The sequence below is a fragment of the Leifsonia sp. Root4 genome, assembly GCF_001425085.1.
Lineage (GTDB): Bacteria > Actinomycetota > Actinomycetes > Actinomycetales > Microbacteriaceae > Microterricola.
In genome coordinates this window covers 15,130-30,869 of the sequence record NZ_LMDN01000002.1, presented here as the reverse complement: position 1 = coordinate 30,869, position 15,740 = coordinate 15,130, and the positions used below count along the sequence as shown (strand labels likewise).

The 15,740-nt window shown below is 68.0% G+C and carries 14 protein-coding genes and 1 tRNA gene; 13 read left to right on the top strand and 2 right to left on the bottom strand.

The genetic code is table 11. From position 1 onward, the window contains the following. Positions 1–36: 36 nt before the first annotated feature. The 10 genes from metG to ASC66_RS06230 all read left to right on the top strand — a co-directional run bounded on the left by metG (position 37) and on the right by ASC66_RS06230 (position 11,238). Positions 37–1,596, top strand: coding sequence for a methionine--tRNA ligase (metG, locus tag ASC66_RS06275; protein ID WP_055836553.1), 1,560 nt, complete (start codon positions 37–39; stop codon positions 1,594–1,596). 72 nt (positions 1,597–1,668) lie between these two features. Continuing rightward, on the top strand, positions 1,669–2,694 hold the full coding sequence (locus ASC66_RS06270) for a TatD family hydrolase (RefSeq protein WP_157509682.1): 1,026 nt from the start codon (positions 1,669–1,671) through the stop codon (positions 2,692–2,694). Further along, the gene (gene rsmA / locus ASC66_RS06265) at positions 2,691–3,620 is read left to right on the top strand and encodes a 16S rRNA (adenine(1518)-N(6)/adenine(1519)-N(6))-dimethyltransferase RsmA (protein ID WP_055836550.1); all 930 of its coding nucleotides are present in this window, start codon (positions 2,691–2,693) and stop codon (positions 3,618–3,620) included. The genes ASC66_RS06270 and rsmA overlap by 4 nt, the downstream gene beginning before the upstream one ends. 46 nt (positions 3,621–3,666) lie before the next feature. Next, positions 3,667–4,227, top strand: coding sequence for a DUF4287 domain-containing protein (locus ASC66_RS06260; RefSeq protein ID WP_055836548.1), 561 nt, complete (start codon positions 3,667–3,669; stop codon positions 4,225–4,227). Positions 4,228–4,236: 9 nt separating this feature from the next. Beyond that, complete coding sequence (locus ASC66_RS06255; protein WP_055836544.1) at positions 4,237–5,172, top strand: 4-(cytidine 5'-diphospho)-2-C-methyl-D-erythritol kinase; 936 nt, start codon at positions 4,237–4,239, stop codon at positions 5,170–5,172. A 371-nt stretch (positions 5,173–5,543) separates the two neighbouring features. Next, the gene (locus ASC66_RS06250) at positions 5,544–6,281 is read left to right on the top strand and encodes a putative endonuclease domain-containing protein (RefSeq protein WP_055836541.1); all 738 of its coding nucleotides are present in this window, start codon (positions 5,544–5,546) and stop codon (positions 6,279–6,281) included. Positions 6,282–6,421: 140 nt separating this feature from the next. Further along, positions 6,422–8,302 carry an ABC-F family ATP-binding cassette domain-containing protein gene (locus tag ASC66_RS06245; protein WP_055836538.1) on the top strand — a complete coding sequence of 627 codons (1,881 nt, stop codon included), beginning with the start codon at positions 6,422–6,424 and terminating at the stop codon, positions 8,300–8,302. Positions 8,303–8,503: 201 nt separating this feature from the next. Continuing rightward, a complete protein-coding gene (locus ASC66_RS06240) occupies positions 8,504–9,415 on the top strand; it encodes a MetQ/NlpA family ABC transporter substrate-binding protein (RefSeq protein ID WP_055836536.1) in 912 nt (303 codons plus the stop codon). A 138-nt stretch (positions 9,416–9,553) separates the two neighbouring features. Continuing rightward, the gene (locus ASC66_RS06235; RefSeq protein WP_055836533.1) at positions 9,554–10,579 is read left to right on the top strand and encodes a methionine ABC transporter ATP-binding protein; all 1,026 of its coding nucleotides are present in this window, start codon (positions 9,554–9,556) and stop codon (positions 10,577–10,579) included. Then, positions 10,579–11,238: a methionine ABC transporter permease gene (locus ASC66_RS06230; protein ID WP_055836529.1), complete on the top strand. Its 660-nt coding sequence runs from the start codon at positions 10,579–10,581 to the stop codon at positions 11,236–11,238. Before ASC66_RS06235 ends, ASC66_RS06230 begins: the two co-directional genes overlap by 1 nt. Positions 11,239–11,384: 146 nt before the next feature. On the opposite strand, the gene ASC66_RS06225 is transcribed toward ASC66_RS06230, so the two are convergent. Further along, positions 11,385–12,122 (bottom strand): DUF8817 family protein, encoded by a 738-nt coding sequence (locus ASC66_RS06225; RefSeq protein WP_055836527.1) that lies wholly within the window; start codon positions 12,120–12,122, stop codon positions 11,385–11,387. 33 nt (positions 12,123–12,155) lie between these two features. Then, entirely contained in the window at positions 12,156–12,647 is a 492-nt protein-coding gene (locus tag ASC66_RS06220; RefSeq protein ID WP_055836523.1) for a MarR family winged helix-turn-helix transcriptional regulator, read from the bottom strand. Between the two features lie 128 nt (positions 12,648–12,775). On the opposite strand from ASC66_RS06220, the gene ASC66_RS06215 reads away from it, so the two are divergent. The 3 genes from ASC66_RS06215 (at position 12,776) to ASC66_RS06205 (ending at position 15,358) form a co-directional block, all read left to right on the top strand. Beyond that, positions 12,776–12,847: transfer RNA gene (locus ASC66_RS06215), tRNA-Gln, on the top strand. A 30-nt stretch (positions 12,848–12,877) separates the two neighbouring features. After that, positions 12,878–14,302, top strand: a complete 1,425-nt coding sequence (glmU, locus tag ASC66_RS06210) for a bifunctional UDP-N-acetylglucosamine diphosphorylase/glucosamine-1-phosphate N-acetyltransferase GlmU (protein ID WP_055836520.1) — start codon at positions 12,878–12,880, stop codon at positions 14,300–14,302. A 78-nt stretch (positions 14,303–14,380) separates the two neighbouring features. Beyond that, positions 14,381–15,358, top strand: a complete 978-nt coding sequence (locus tag ASC66_RS06205) for a ribose-phosphate diphosphokinase (RefSeq protein ID WP_055836517.1) — start codon at positions 14,381–14,383, stop codon at positions 15,356–15,358. The last annotated feature ends 382 nt before the right edge of the window (positions 15,359–15,740 follow it).

Genomic DNA, 15,740 nt, shown 5'->3' with positions numbered 1-15,740 from the left:
ATCGGCGGCATCCGGCGCCCGAATAGAATGGAGCCCATGTCCGATGGCTCCTCTTTCTTTGTCACCACGCCGATCTTCTACGTCAACGACGTCCCGCACATCGGACACGCCTACACGGAGGTGGCCGCCGACGTGCTCGCGCGCTGGCACCGTCAGCGTGGCGACGACACCTGGTTCCTGACGGGAACCGACGAGCACGGCCAGAAGATCCTGCGTACGGCGACCGCCAATGGCGTGACGCCGCAGGAGTGGGCAGACAAGCTCGTCGAGGAGTCGTGGAAGCCGCTGCTGGAGACGATCGACCTCTCCAACGACGACTTCATCCGCACCACGGAGCCGCGGCACGAAGAGAACGTGCAGAAGTTCCTGCAGCACCTCTACGACACCGGATTCATCTACACCGGCGAGTACGAGGGCTACTACTGCGTCGGCTGCGAGGAGTACAAGCAGGCGGGTGACCTCGTCGACGGCTCCGGCGAGTATGCGGGCCAGAGGGTCTGCGCCATCCACTCCAAGCCGGTCGAGCTGCTGCACGAGAAGAACTACTTCTTCAAGATGAGCGCCTTCGCGGAGCAGCTGCTCGCCCTCTACGAGGAGCGGCCGGACTTCGTGCAGCCCGAGAGCGCGCGCAACGAGGTGCTCGCCTTCGTGCGCTCCGGTCTCGACGACCTCTCGATTTCCCGCTCCAGCTTCGACTGGGGTGTCAAGGTGCCCTGGGACGAGTCGCACGTCGTCTACGTTTGGTTCGACGCGCTGCTGAACTACGTGACCGCGGTCGGTTACGGCCAGGACGAGGCCGAGTTCGAGCGCCGCTGGCCGGCCACCCACCTCGTCGGCAAGGACATCCTCCGCTTCCACGCCGTGATCTGGCCGGCGATGCTCATGGCCGCAGGGCTGCCGGTGCCGCACCGCGTCTTCGGCCACGGCTGGCTGCTCGTCGGCGGCGAGAAGATGTCCAAGTCGAAGCTGACCGGCATCGCACCGACGCAGATCACCGACACCTTCGGCTCCGACGCGTTCCGCTACTACTTCCTGCGCGCGATCAGCTTCGGCCAGGACGGCTCCTTCTCGTGGGAAGACCTGCACGCCCGTTACACCTCCGAGCTGGCCAACGGCTTCGGCAATCTCGCCTCGCGCGTGATCGCCATGGTCTCGCGCTACTGCGACGGCGTCATTCCAGCCCCCGGCGCATTCAGCGAGGCGGATGTCGCCATCCAGGCGATCGAGCGCACGGCGACCGCCACGGCATCCATCGCCATCGACCGCCTCGCCATCCACGAGGCGATTCACGAGGTGTGGACGCTGGTCGACGGCCTGAACGGCTACATCACCGAGCAGGAGCCGTGGGCGCTGGCCAAGAAGCCCGAGGAGCGCGAGCGCCTGGAGACGGTGCTGTACACGGCCGTCCGCGGCCTCGGCACACTCGCCGTGCTGCTCTCGCCGGTGCTGCCCAAGGCGACCGCGAAGCTGTGGACCGCGCTCGGCGGCGACGGCGCCGTGCAGGACCAGCGCATCGACCACGCCTGGGAGTGGAGCGGTGCGGCATCCGTCGCCCCGCTCGAGGCGTTGTTCCCGCGCATCGAGACGACCGAGTAACACCGCAATTCACCCGCTGGTCGAGTGGGCCGCCCACGGCGGTGTCGAGACCAAGGCCACAAGGAACTGACGATGAGCGACGCGAACATGGACACCTCGGCGCACGTGCGCAAGCGCGAGCAGACCGAGGGACGCGAGCTGAGCTACCCACCGTTGCCCGAGGCGCTCACCGTCGGTGTCTACGACAACCACACGCACCTCGAGATCGCCGACGGCGAGAACCCGATCGACTACCGCGAGCAGCTCGATCGGGCATCGGCCGTCGGCGTGCGCGGTGTGATCCAGGTCGGCGGCGATGTGCCGACCTCGCAGTGGTCGGCTGCGACCGCCGCGGTCGAGCCGCGCATGCTGGCCGCCGTCGCGATCCACCCGAACGAGGCGCCGCTCTACGACACCGCCGGCGGCCCAGACGGCAGCTGGGAGGGCGGACTCGACGCCGCCATCGCCGAGATCGACCGGCTGGCCGGCCTGCCACGCGTCGTCGCCGTCGGTGAGACCGGGCTCGACTTCTTCCGCACCGGCGAAGAGGGCCGCGCCGCCCAATTGCGTTCCTTCGAGGCGCACATCGACATCGCCAAGCGCCACGGCCTGGCCATGCAGATCCACGACCGCGATGCGCACGCGGCCGTCATCGAGACGCTGCTGCGCGTCGGCGCGCCGGAGCGCACCGTGTTCCACTGCTTCTCCGGCGATGCCGAGATGGCCCAGCTCTGTGCGGACAACGGCTGGTACCTCTCCTTCGCCGGAACGGTCACCTTCAAGAACGCGCAGAACCTGCGTGACGCCCTCCAGGTGATTCCCCGCTCTCAGATCCTGATCGAGACGGATGCCCCCTTCCTCACGCCGACCCCGTACCGGGGCCGTCCGAACGCACCGTATCTGTTGCCGCTGACGCTGCGCGCGATCGCCGCGGAACTCGGAACGGACGCCTCGGTGCTCGCCGCGCAGATCACCTCGAACACCGAACTCGTCTACGGCCGCTGGGACGCAGAGCCCGTGGCATCCGCAGCCCACCCGGCCGAGGTCGGCGCCGTCGCTGCCCGCTCTGCCAACACCGCCTTTCCCGCCAGCACCGAGGCCATCGGAGGCATCGCATGACCGCACACCGCCACGAAGAAGAGATCCCGGAGACCGTGCCGGGTCATGGCCGCTTGCTGGGGCCGGCCGAGATCCGTGACCTCGCCGAGCTGCTCGACGTCACACCGACCAAGAAGCTCGGGCAGAACTTCGTCATCGACGCCAACACCGTGCGCCGCATCGTGAAGACCGCCGGCGTGAAGCCGGGCGAGCACGTCGTCGAGATCGGTCCCGGACTCGGCTCGCTCACCCTCGGCCTGCTCGAGATCGGTGCGTCCGTCACGGCGGTGGAGATCGACAAGCGCCTGGCCGAGCAACTCCCGAAGACGGTCGAGCTCATGCAGCCCGGCGTGCCGCTCACCGTCATCACGCAGGACGCGATGCGCGTCACCGAGCTGCCTGGCGATCCGGCACGGCTCGTCGCGAACCTGCCGTACAACATCTCCGTGCCGGTGCTGCTGCACTTCCTCGAGCACTTCCCCTCGATCCGTTCCGGCATCGTCATGGTGCAGGCCGAGGTCGGCCAGCGCCTCGCGGCGACACCGGGATCCAAGGTCTACGGCAGCCCGAGCGTGAAGGCCGAGTGGTACGGCTCCTGGCGCACGGCCGGTCAGGTGTCGCGCCAGGTGTTCTGGCCGGTGCCGAACGTCGACTCGATCCTCGTCGGATTCGATCGGCGGGATGCCGCGAGCTCCGGTGACGCGGCCATCGACGAGACCGGCGCGATCGGCACGGAGGCCGAGCGCGTCGCGACCTTCGCGCTCGTGGACGCCGCCTTCCAGCAGCGTCGGAAGATGCTGCGGCAGTCGCTGGCCCCCGTGCTCGGCGACACGGCCGCGGCCAGCGCCGTGCTGGAGGCGGCCGGGGTCAGCCCGACCGAGCGCGGCGAGCAGCTGACGGTGCACGACTTCCTGCGCATCGCGAGAGCGGCGTCCGCCCGAGCGTAGCCGCGGCACTGGCGTGTCCGCGTGCACAGCCAGTAGCGTGGCGAGCATGGCTGAAGAGATCGTCACGGGGCGTCAAGACGGAGTGAGCGACGACTCTCTCCGTGCCGCAACGGGCAAGACCTGGGCGGAATGGTTCGCGATCCTCGACGCCGAGGGGGCAGCGGCATGGAAGCACTCCGTCATCGCGCGCTGGCTCGACGCCAACTACCCGCTCGGCGGCTGGTGGGCTCAGGGGGTCACCGTCGGCTATGAGCAGGCCCGCGGCATCCGCAACCCCGGCCAGCGCCAGGACGGCAGCTACGAGGTCAGCGCATCCAAGACGCTGCCGCGTGAACAGCAGGAGACGCTGGACGCCGTGATCGCCGCCGTCGCGGCGGAGCTCGGCGCGCCGGCGTCCGAGAGCCGGGCCGTCCGCCACATCACCGCGCGCTGGCCCCTGTCCGGGCACGAAGGGGAGACCGGCTCGATCCTGGCAACGGCCGCTCCGTCGAAGGCGGGGAAGACCTCGGTGTCGCTCACCTGGAGCAGGCTCGAGGAGCCAGAGGACGTCGCTCCGGCGAAGCTCCGCCTGCAGGGGTGGCTGCAGGCCGCCGCCCGGGTGGGATAGCGTGAGGATATGACTCTCGCTGCTGCCTCCCCGGTCGTGCATGCGAGAGCGCCGGGCAAGATCAACGTCTTCCTGGCGGTCGGTGCGCTGCAGGACGACGGCTACCACGACCTGGCAACGGCCTATCAGGCGGTCTCGCTCTACGAGGACGTGCGGGCCTATCCGGCCGACGACTTCTCTGTGAGCTTCGGCGGCAGCGTCGACACCTCCGCCCTCGAGGTCGACGGCAGCAACCTCGCCATCCGGGCCGCCAAGCTCCTCGCCCGCAAGACCGGCTTCCGCGGCGGCGTGCGCCTCGAGATCGAGAAGAACGTGCCGATCGCCGGCGGGATGGGCGGTGGTTCAGCGGATGCCGCGGCCAGCCTGATCGCCTGCGATGCGCTCTGGGGCACCGATCTCGGCAAAGACGACATGCACGCGCTGGCGGCCAAGCTCGGCGCAGATGTGCCGTTCGCACTCGCCGGCGGCACCGCCATCGGAACGGGCCGCGGCGACCAGCTCAGCCCGGCCCTGGCCCAGGGCAACTTCCACTGGGTGCTCGCCATCGCCGAGTTCGGCATGTCGACCCCGGCCGTCTACTCCGAGCTGGACCGCCACCGCGCGCGCCACCTCGCCGACATCGCGCCGGCGCCGGCATCCCCGCAGGTGGACGCCCGCGTGTTGCACGCGCTCCGCGCGGGCGACTCCGCGCTGCTCGCCGAGGCGCTGCACAACGACCTCCAGGCTGCGGCGCTGCAACTGGCACCCGGCCTCGGCCAGATCCTCGAACTCGGCGAGGCCAACGGGGCACTCGCCGGCATCGTCTCCGGATCCGGCCCGACACTGGCGTTCCTCGCACCGGACGCCGACACCGCCCTCGAACTCCAGGTGGCCCTGTCGGCCTCGCGGCTGACCGCGGTCCGCGCCCACGGCCCGGTCCACGGCGCCCGCGTCCTCCACTCCTAGCCGCCGCTCACCCCGCCTTCGCCGAGACTGCAAGTTCGGGTGGAATAGCGCCTCATAGCGCCCGAACTTGCAGTCTCGGCGCGTGCGGAGGGTGGCGCGAAACTGTGGAGAACCGGCGCGGGCGACGGCGGTTGTGGATAACCGCGCAGGGGCGCTCCGCGAGCGGCACACTGTGACGCATGCGAGTACGCGGTGAGATTCCCGAATCCTTCCGGCGGCGCCCCGGCCTGAGCCGAGCTGAAGCCACACGGCTCGGGGTGAGCGATGCGCAGTGGCGGCATCCGACTCTCGCGCGGCCATTCCACGGCGTTGTCTCAGCGCACTCGGCTCCCATGGATCACCGAGCGCGAGCCGAGGCGTACGCCCTGCGGATGCCGCAGACACAGTTCTTCAGCCACAGCACAGCCGCATTGTTCTACGGGATCCCGCTGCCACGCGCCGTCGAGCGGGCGCAGACGATCCACGTCAGTGCTCGCCCCGCGGGCGGTCTTCCGCGAGCGCAGGGAGTCCGGGGACACCACGAGGCGTGGGACCGTGAACCCGTGCGTCGGGGTGAGCTGTTCCTGAGCAGCCCGGTGGATACGTGGTGTGAGCTGTGGCGCGAGCTGAGCATCGAGGAGCTTGTCGCGGCCGGGGATTACCTGGTCACCGGGGATGAGCCATACTCCGGCAATCCGCCGCTTGCGACACTGGACGAGCTGAAGAACGCCGTCTACAGCTATGGGAGCCGCCGCGGCGTGCGGAAGCTGCGCGAGGCACTCGCCCTCGTCCGCTACGGTTCGATGTCGCCGATGGAGACGACAACGCGACTGTTCCTCGTGGCTCATGGGCTGCCGGAGCCCGAACTCAACCACCCCGTGTTCGATGACGACGGCGCCCTCCTCGCTCTGATCGACCTCGCCTACCCGGAGTACAAGGTGGCGATCGAGTACCAGAGCGGCCTGCACATGGCGAGCCCGCAGCACCGCAATGACATCGCACGTCGGGAGCGGCTCGAGGATCGCGGCTGGACCGTGATCTACATCTCGATTGACGACATCCGCCATCGCCCGCACGAGACGCTCGCCCGGGTCCGTGCGCGCCTGCGTGCCCGCGGCGCTCTCGTCTGAGCCCGCGCCCGACATCCACCCCGCCGAGACTGCAAGTTCGGGCGGTAAGAGGCCGCATAACGCCCGAACTTGCAGTCTCGGCGAGGGGAGGGTGAGCGCGGGGCGAGCGCACAGGCGGTGCCGATAGAGTTGGGGGCGATATGGCACACATGCTTGGCGCCGAAAGGCTGCACCTCGAATTCCCCACCCGCGTAATCTTCGACGAAGTGACGGTGGGGCTCAATGAGGGCGACCGCGTCGGCATCGTCGGCCGCAACGGCGATGGCAAGTCCACGCTGCTCAGCCTGCTGGCCGGGCGCATGGAACCGGACGGCGGCCGCGTCACACGCCGCCGCGACGTGCGCCTCGCCATGCTCGACCAGGCCGACACCGTCGATTCGAGCCTGACCGTGGCCCAGGCCGTTGTCGGCGGCATCGACGAGCACGTCTGGGCGGGCGACCCCGTCGTGCGCGACGTCATCGGCGGCCTCCTCAGCGACATCCCCTGGGATGGCATCATCGGCTCCCTCTCGGGTGGCCAGCGTCGTCGCGTCGCCCTCGCAGCGCTGCTCGTCGGCGACCACGACGTGATCTTCCTCGATGAGCCGACCAACCACCTCGACGTCGAGGGCATCGCCTGGCTCGCCGGTCACCTCAAGAAGCGCTGGCCGCGGGATGCCGGCGGGCTCATCGTCGTGACTCACGACCGGTGGTTCCTCGACGAGGTCTGCAACGCCACGTGGGAGGTGCACGACCGCATCATCGAGCCGTTCGAGGGTGGTTACGCGGCGTACATCCTGCAGCGCGTCGAGCGCGACCGTTCCGCCGCCGTCTCCGAGGCCAAGCGCCAGAACCTGATGAAGAAGGAGCTGGCCTGGCTCCGCCGCGGCGCCCCAGCCCGCACGGCCAAGCCCAAGTTCCGCATCGACGCCGCCAACGAACTGATCGAGAACGAGCCGCCGCCCCGCGACACCGTCTCGATGCAGTCGATGGCCATGCAGCGCCTCGGCAAGGATGTCGTCGACCTGATCGACATCACCGTCAAGTTCCCCGCCACAGAGCACTCGCCGGCCAAGACGGTGCTGAACGACGTGACCTGGCGGATCGCACCGGGTGAGCGCACCGGCATCCTGGGCGTCAACGGCGCAGGCAAGAGCACGCTGCTCAACCTCGTCGCCGGAACCCTGCAGCCCACCAGCGGCACCGTCAAGCGCGGCAAGACTATCAAGGTCGCCGTGCTCACCCAGCAGCTCAACGAGCTGAAGGCGATCCAGAACGACCGCGTCAGCGAGGTCATCGGGCGTCAGCGCTCGAGCTACGTCGCCGGCGGCAAGGAGATGACGCCCGGCCAGTTGCTCGAGCGCATGGGCTTCATGAGCTCGCAGCTCTCCACCCCGGTCAAGGACCTCTCCGGTGGCCAGAAGCGCCGTCTGCAGCTGCTGCTGATCGTGCTCGACGAGCCGAATGTTCTGATCCTCGACGAGCCGACCAACGACCTCGACACCGACATGCTCGCCGCAATGGAGGATCTCCTCGACTCCTTCCCCGGCACGCTCCTCGTCGTCAGCCACGACCGTTACCTGATCGAGCGCGTCACCGACCAGCAGTACGCCGTCACCGAGGGGCACTTCCGCCACCTCCCCGGCGGCGTCGAGCAGTACATCGAGATGCGCAAGAAGCAGGTCGCGGCGGATGCCGACAACGTCGGTTTCGCGAGCGTCGTCGGAGGCGGAGACTCCGGGGTTTCGACAAGCAACGGGAGTGGCTCAGGCAGCGGTGGCGCCGCGGCGAAGAACGCCCCGAAGAAGCCGGCCATCGGCGGAGCCGAACTCCGCAACGCGCAGAAGGAGCTGGCATCCATCGACCGCAAGCTCGCCAAGTGGCAGCAGCAGATCGTCGAGCTGCACGAGAAGTTGGCCGTGCACGACCAGAGCGACTACGACGGTCTCGCCGCCCTCTCGACCCAGCTGCAGAAGCTCGAGCGTGACGTGGTGGAGCACGAAGCCCGCTGGGTCGAAGTATCTGAGCTGATCGAGGGATAGCGCCGCAGGAACTGTGACGAATTGAGGCGCAGTGGTTCTGCGGTCGCAGTTTTGCCGCGTACCGTTGTAATCACCCCGCGCAGCAGCGGCACACAATCCCTCCGAACACCACCGGGGCGAAGCTGTGCCCAGACGTGATCAGACTCCGTGATCGACATACGTGACGACCGGCCGCTCGGGTACCCACAGCGAAAGGTAGTTATGTCCATCTCGAAGAAGTCCGCCAAGGTCCTCGCCGCTCTCACCGCCCTGCCCCTGCTCGCCGCTCTCGCCGGTTGCGCCACGACGAGCGACACCGCCGGCTCCGGCAGCAGCGATGCCAACGAAACCGTGAAGATCGGTGTTGTCGGCAAGAGCGACCCGCAGTGGCCGGCATTCGTTGACGCAGCCGAGGCCGAGGGCATCACCGTCGAGATCGTCGACTTCGGCGACTACGCTCAGCCGAACCCCGCGCTCAGCGCCGGTGACCTCGACCTTAACCAGTTCCAGCACATCGTCTACCTCGCCGACTACAACGTCTCCTCCGGCGAAGACCTCGCGGTCGTCGGTTCGACGGCGATCTACCCGCTCGGCCTCTACTCCACCAAGTACGACAGCGTCGCCGACATCCCCGCGGGCGAGACCGTCGCGGTTCCGGATGACGCGAGCAACCTGGCCCGCGCCCTGCTCGTGCTGCAGTCCGCCAAGCTCATCGAACTGAAGGATGGCGGCAGCATCTTCTCCGGCCTGAACGACGTCGACGAGGCGAAGTCCAAGGTCAAGGTCACCGCGCTCGAGGCCGCACTCACCGCCACCTCGCTTCCCGACGTGGCCGCCGCGGTCATCAACAACGACTTCGTGCAGGACGCGGGCTTGACCTTCGCCGACGCGATCGCCCAGGACGACCCGAGCGACGCCAACGCGCTGCCCTACGTCAACATCTTCGCCGCCCGCGCCGAGGACAAGGACAACGCGACCTACAAAAAGCTCGTCGAGATCTTCCAGACCGACGAGGCCGTTCAGGCCGGTCTGCTCGAGGCATCGGGCGACACCGCCGTTGCGCTGCAGACCCCGGTCGCCGACCTGGAGAAGTCACTCGCCAAGGTCGAGGCAGACACCAAGGCCCAGAAGTAATCTGAGCCACCGCATCACCACGCGGCCCGGCGGGGCACCTGCGCCACACAATGGCGCCAGGTTCCCCGCCCGGCCGCACCCCCCGTTAACAAGTCAGCGGCCGGCAACCACCCCGCGCCCCGCCGCTAAGGAGTATCCATGGCTCTTGTCAGCCTGCAGCACGTCACGAAGGCGTACCCGAACCCGGACGGCGGAGACGCCGTCGTCGCCATCGACGACGTGAGTCTCGACATCGAGGCCGGTGACGTCTACGGCATCATCGGCTATTCCGGTGCAGGCAAGAGCACCCTCGTTCGCCTCATCAATGCCCTCGAGCCGGTCACGAGTGGCAGCGTCCTCGTCGACGGTCAGGAGCTCGCCGGGCTGCCGGAGAAGCAGCTGCGCCCGGTGCGCCTCGGCATCGGCATGATCTTCCAGCAGTTCAACCTGTTCAGCGCCAAGACGGTGTGGAACAACGTGGCATACCCGCTGCGCGTCGCCGGCGCATCGAAGGAGAAAATCCAGGCTCGCGTCGACGAGCTGCTCGAGTTCGTCGGGCTCAGCGAGAAGGCCAAGAACTATCCTGAGCAGCTCTCCGGAGGCCAGAAGCAGCGCGTCGGCATCGCCCGCGCCCTGGCGACCGAGCCGCGCATCCTGCTCTGCGACGAGGCGACAAGCGCGCTCGACCCTGAGACGACGCAGGAGGTGCTCGCTCTGCTCAAGCGCGTCAACGAGGAGTTCGGCGTGACGATGGTGGTGATCACCCACGAGATGGAGGTGATCCAGAGCCTCGCCACCAAGGTCGCAGTGATGGACAAGGGCCGCATCATCGAGAGCGGCGAGGTCTTCGACGTGTTCTCCAGCCCCAAGAACGCCTCCAGCCAGAAGTTCGTCGGCACAGTGGTCAAGGGCGTGCCATCGCCGGCCGAGATCGCCGTGCTGCGTGAGCGCCACGCCGGGCGCATCGTCACGCTGTCCTTCCGCGACGGCGACGCCAGCCAGGCATCCGTGTTCCTCCGGCTCGCCCAGGCCGGGATCGAGTTCGAGCTCGTCTACGGCGGCATCAACGACATCCAGGGCAAGGCCTTCGGACACCTCACGCTGGCACTGCGGGGTGAGGATGCCGTCATCGACGGCGTGCTCACCGACATTGCCGCCACGACCGAAGTGTCGGAGGCGCGCTGATGGACAAGCTCCTCGAACTCCAGCCAGAATTCTGGGAAGCCGCATTCGAGACCCTCTACATGGTCTCGGCGACACTGCTCTTCGGTGGTCTCGGCGGACTCCTGCTCGGCCTGGGCCTCTACTCGACCAGGGCGGGAAGCCTGCTTCCCAACAAGACGATCTTCACGATCCTGAACGTCGTGATCAACTTCTTCAGGCCTATCCCGTTCATCATCTTCATCGCCGCCCTGCAGCCGCTTACGCGCGCCGTCATCGGAACGGGAATCGGCAACAACGCTGCGATCTTCGCGCTCTCGCTCGCGGCCTCCTTCGCGATCGGCCGCATCGTCGAACAGAACCTCATCACGGTGTCGCCCGGCGTCATCGAGGCCGGTCGGGCGATGGGTGCCGGACCTGTGCGGATCCTGCGCACGATCGTGATCCCCGAAGCGCTCGGGCCGCTGATCCTCGGCTACACCTTCATCGTGGTCGCCATCATCGACATGACGGCAATGGCCGGCTTCATCGGTGGTGGAGGACTCGGCTACTTCGCCCAGCTCTACGGGTACCGGCAGTTCGAACCCGTGGTCACCTGGGCCGCCGTCTTCCTGATCGTGATCTTCGTGCAGCTTGTGCAGTTCCTCGGCAACAAGCTGGCGCGCAAGGCGCTCCGCCGCTAGAGCCGCCGCTGGTTGAGCTTGTCGAAACCTCGATTTCGACAAGCTCAATCAGCGGGGTGGGTCGCTCAATCAGCGGGGTGAATCGCTCAAGCAGCGGGTGGATCGCTCGATCAGCGGGTGGATCGCTCAAGCAGCGGGCGGATCGCTCACTCAGCGGCGGGGCGCACCCGGCTCGCGACGGCGGGCAGCTCGCCGGCGAGTCGCTGCCACTCGGTGTCGCTGAGCGTGATCGCGCGGAGTTCGGTGAGCCAGCCGTCGATCGGCTCCGGTTCGTTCAGCTCCGTGGCGAGCTCGATGAGGTTCGCGAATGCCAGCGCCTGATCGAGCGCCGTCGCGCCGTCCCGATGGCGTCGCAGCCCCGAGGTGATGGACCGGAGCGCCGCACGGTCGTCATCCTTGAACTCCCGCAGGATGCGCGCATTGTCGAGTGCCTTCGCCAGCCCAGTGAGCCCGGCCGCACCGCCGTACTCGAGGTCCTTGGGCTCGTCGCGTTGGATGAAGATCAGGGAATTTCCGGAGGGATCGACCACCGTGAACCGTGACGCACCCGGCCGGAAGCGCGTGATTCGCGGCTGGCCGGTGCCCAGCACCTTGCCGTATGTCGCGCGCAGCGCGGCCGAGAACGCTGCGTGGTACGGGGCGACGGCGTCGACCAGCACGAGGCAGCCGCCTCCGTCGTCACGGGCGGGGTCGTAGCTGGTCGGTGGCTTGCCGAAGTGCAGGTCGATGCCGCTGAACCGGAACGCGAGGTACAGGTACGGCTTCGTCATCCGGTATGTCACCTCGAAGCCGAGCGCCTGGTAGAACTCGAGCGTCTCGTCGACGAAGGCACACGGCAGCAGGGGAACCGTCGTCTCATTCGGCAGCACGCGTGGTTCGGTCATGCGATCCTCCGAGTGGGTGCGGGTGTCTGGCGCTCAGTCGAAGTCGAGGCTGAGCTTGCGGAGCAGGCCGGCGAGACGTTCCTGCTCCGGTGCGCTGAGGGCGCCGAGCAGCTCGGCCTCGGCGTCGACGAGGCGGGTGATGGCGGCATCCACCCGGCTGAGACCGGCCGGGGTCATCACGACCAGGATGCCGCGGCCGTCGTTCGGGTCGGTGCGGCGTTGCACGAGCTCCCGGGTGACGAGGCGGTCGATGCGGTTCGTCATGGTGCCGCTGGAGACCAGGGTCTGCTGCAACAACTGCTTGGGGGAGAGCTGGAACGGGCTGCCTGCGCGACGGAGCGCCGAGAGCACATCGAACTCCGAGGATTCGAGCTCGGAGAGCGCGAAGGCGGTGCGCCGGGCCCGGTCGAGGTGCTTGGCCAGCCGGCCGACACGGGAGAGCACCTGCAGCGGCGCGAAATCCAGATCGGGGCGCTCGCGCAGCCACGCATCGACGATGCGGTCGACTTCATCACTCGTGGGCATTCTCCTATTATCGCGGGCGGATGCCGGCCGCCCGACGCACGGAGACGCGAAACGACTGTGCAGCGACGTCAAAAAGCGAAGGCTCGATCTGGCAGACTGGAGGGCGCGCGGAATCCGATTCTGCGCATTCCGCCGTGGTGTAATGGCAGCACGACAGCCTTTGGAGCTGTTAGGTCTAGGTTCGAGTCCTGGCGGCGGAGCACTCACGTTTGAGAGAGAGGGTCGTCTTCATGACCGATCAGAAGCTGGCCATCGTCGTCCTCGCGGCAGGGCAGGGCACCCGAATGAAGTCCTCGCTCCCGAAGCTTCTGCACCCGATCGCTGGCCTGCCACTGGTCAGCCACGTGCTCGCCACCGCCGCCGCACTGGACGCGCAGAGCGTCGTGACCGTCGTGCGTTACGAGCGTGACCGGGTCGTCGAGGTCGTCTCCGCCCAGCTCCCCGAGAGCATCATCGTCGACCAGGACGAGATCCCGGGCACCGGTCGCGCCGTCGAGCAGGCCATGACGGCTCTGCCAGAGGACTTCGACGGCGACGTGCTCGTCGTCAACGGCGACGTGCCGCTGCTCGACGCCGAGACGCTCGCGCAGTTCGTGGCCGCCCACCGTGCCAGCGCGGCATCCGCCACCGTGATGTCGGCCGTCTACGACGACGCGACCGGCTACGGCCGCATTGTGCGCGGCGAATCGGGCGCATTCGACGGCATCGTCGAGCAGAAGGATGCGACGCCGGAGCAGCTCACCATCGGCGAGGGCAACGCCGGAATCTACGTATTCTCTGCCGCAGCGCTGCGCGAGCAGCTCGGCAAGCTGACCACAGACAACGCCCAGGGCGAGAAGTACCTGACCGACGTGATCGGATTGCTGCGCGCCGCCGGTTCCGACGTCAGCGCCGTTCCGGTCGCCGAGGCGTGGCTCGTCGCCGGCGTCAACGACCGCGCCCAGCTCGCCGAGGCGGGGCTGCGTCTGAACGCACTCATCGTGCGCGGCTGGCAGCTGGCCGGCGTCACCATCCAGGACCCGGCGAGCACCTGGATCGACCTCAAGGCGAAGCTCGCCCCCGACGTCACCGTGCTGCCCGGCACTCAGATCCTCGGCGCCACGGTCGTCGAGACCGGCGCGATCATCGGCCCGGACACGACCCTGCGCGACTGCGAGATCGGCGAAGGCGCCGAGGTGCGCCGCAGCGACGCCACGCTCGCGGTGGTCGGCGCCGCGGCAACCGTCGGACCATTCGCCTTCCTGCGCCCGGGCACCAGCCTCGGCGCCGACGGCAAGATCGGCGCCTTCGTCGAGACGAAGAACGCGAAGATCGGCACGGGCAGCAAGGTTCCGCACCTGAGTTACGTCGGCGATGCCACGATCGGCGAGCACTCCAACATCGGCGCCGGATCGATCTTCGCCAACTACGACGGCGTCAACAAGCACTCCTCGCGGATCGGGTCGCATGTGCGCACCGGGTCGCACGGGGTCTTCGTCGCGCCGATTACAATTGGTGACGGAGCGTACACGGGTGCCGGAACTGTCGTTCGCAAGAACGTGCCTGCCGGTGCCCTGGCCATCAACGTCGCCCCGCAGCGCAACATGGACGGTTGGGTTCACGCCAACCGTGCTGGCAGTGCTGCGGATGACGCGGCGCAGGCCGCTTCGGCGTAACGCCACGCACCGCAGCATCACCGCAGCACCCAACACAACAAAATCGACGGCCAGCCGTCGGGGAGAGCGAGACCACACGTGTCCGGAATCAAGTCCAGCGGAGAAAAGCGCCTCGTTCTCGTGTCGGGGCGCGCGCACCCGCAGCTTGCACTCGACATCGCGTCTGAGCTCGGTTCCGAGCTGGTGCCGACGGATGCCAGGACCTTCGCCAACGGCGAGCTCTACACCCGCTACGACGAGAGTGTTCGCGGCTGCGACGCCTTCGTGATCCAGTCGCACACGGCCCCGATCAACGAGTGGCTGATGGAGCAGCTCATCATGGTCGACGCGCTCAAGCGTGCATCGGCCAAGCGCATCACCGTCGTCGCCCCGTTCTATCCCTACGCCCGCCAGGACAAGAAGGGCCGCGGCCGCGAGCCGATCTCCGCCCGTCTCGTCGCCGATCTGTTCAAGGCAGCAGGTGCCGACCGCATCATGAGCGTCGACCTGCACGCGGCCCAGATCCAGGGCTTCTTCGACGGCCCCGTCGACCACCTCTTTGCCATGCCGGTGCTGCTCAAGCACTTCCAGCAGAAGCTCGACCCCTCGACCCTCACGGTCGTCTCCCCGGACATGGGCCGCGTGCGCGTCGCCGACATCTGGAGCGACAAGCTCGGCGCCCCGCTGGCCATCATCCACAAGCGCCGCGACCCGCTGGTGCCGAACCAGGTCTCGGTGCACGAGATCATCGGCCCGGTCGAGGGTCGCGTCTGCCTGCTCGTCGATGACCTCATCGACACCGGCCGCACCATCGTCAAGGCCGCCGAGGCGCTCAAGGCCGCCGGCGCCATCGGCGTCGTCGTCGCCGCGACGCACGCCGTCTTCAGCGACCCGGCGACCCAGCTGCTGCAGAGCGACTTCATCGACGAGGTCGTCGTCACCGACACCCTGCCGTTGTCCGCCGACAAGCAGTGGGACCGCCTCACGGTGCTGCCCATCGCTCCGATGCTGGCCCGCGCCATCCACGAGGTCTTCGAAGACGGCTCCGTCACGAGCATGTTCGACGGCGCGGCATAGAAAAGAGCGCTGCGCGCCTTTTATCAGGCGGCGAAAGGCTCGTCGCGCCAGCGGCAAGAAAGGCGGCAGCCAGTACTCAGGCAACCCCGGGAACCGCCACCGATGCTGGTGCGCCTCCGCCCGCACGCACGCCCCTGAGCAGAGTCTGACCCGCTCCGTCTGCTCAACCGCGGCGCCCGAAGCAGCCGCATGTCTCAGGGCTTCAGTCGCTGGCGCTCCTTCAGCCGCCGTGGGAAGCGCCCGCCTCTGCTCGGCTGCTCCTTGAGCCGCTGTCGCCGGGCGCCAGCCTCGCCGCGCTCCTCCGCACGCCGCCTCGGCATCCGGCCCACGCCGAGAGTGCAGTATTTGCGCACTTCTCGCCCGACACTGCGCAATTCCTGCA

Coding starts and splice junctions, on each gene's coding strand:
- metG (WP_055836553.1), top strand. CDS start 37: ATGTCCGATGGCTCCTCTTTCTTTGTCACCACGCCGATCTTCTACGTC.
- ASC66_RS06270 (WP_157509682.1), top strand. CDS start 1,669: ATGAGCGACGCGAACATGGACACCTCGGCGCACGTGCGCAAGCGCGAG.
- rsmA (WP_055836550.1), top strand. CDS start 2,691: ATGACCGCACACCGCCACGAAGAAGAGATCCCGGAGACCGTGCCGGGT.
- ASC66_RS06260 (WP_055836548.1), top strand. CDS start 3,667: ATGGCTGAAGAGATCGTCACGGGGCGTCAAGACGGAGTGAGCGACGAC.
- ASC66_RS06255 (WP_055836544.1), top strand. CDS start 4,237: ATGACTCTCGCTGCTGCCTCCCCGGTCGTGCATGCGAGAGCGCCGGGC.
- ASC66_RS06250 (WP_055836541.1), top strand. CDS start 5,544: ATGCCGCAGACACAGTTCTTCAGCCACAGCACAGCCGCATTGTTCTAC.
- ASC66_RS06245 (WP_055836538.1), top strand. CDS start 6,422: ATGGCACACATGCTTGGCGCCGAAAGGCTGCACCTCGAATTCCCCACC.
- ASC66_RS06240 (WP_055836536.1), top strand. CDS start 8,504: ATGTCCATCTCGAAGAAGTCCGCCAAGGTCCTCGCCGCTCTCACCGCC.
- ASC66_RS06235 (WP_055836533.1), top strand. CDS start 9,554: ATGGCTCTTGTCAGCCTGCAGCACGTCACGAAGGCGTACCCGAACCCG.
- ASC66_RS06230 (WP_055836529.1), top strand. CDS start 10,579: ATGGACAAGCTCCTCGAACTCCAGCCAGAATTCTGGGAAGCCGCATTC.
- ASC66_RS06225 (WP_055836527.1), bottom strand. CDS start 12,122: ATGACCGAACCACGCGTGCTGCCGAATGAGACGACGGTTCCCCTGCTG.
- ASC66_RS06220 (WP_055836523.1), bottom strand. CDS start 12,647: ATGCCCACGAGTGATGAAGTCGACCGCATCGTCGATGCGTGGCTGCGC.
- glmU (WP_055836520.1), top strand. CDS start 12,878: ATGACCGATCAGAAGCTGGCCATCGTCGTCCTCGCGGCAGGGCAGGGC.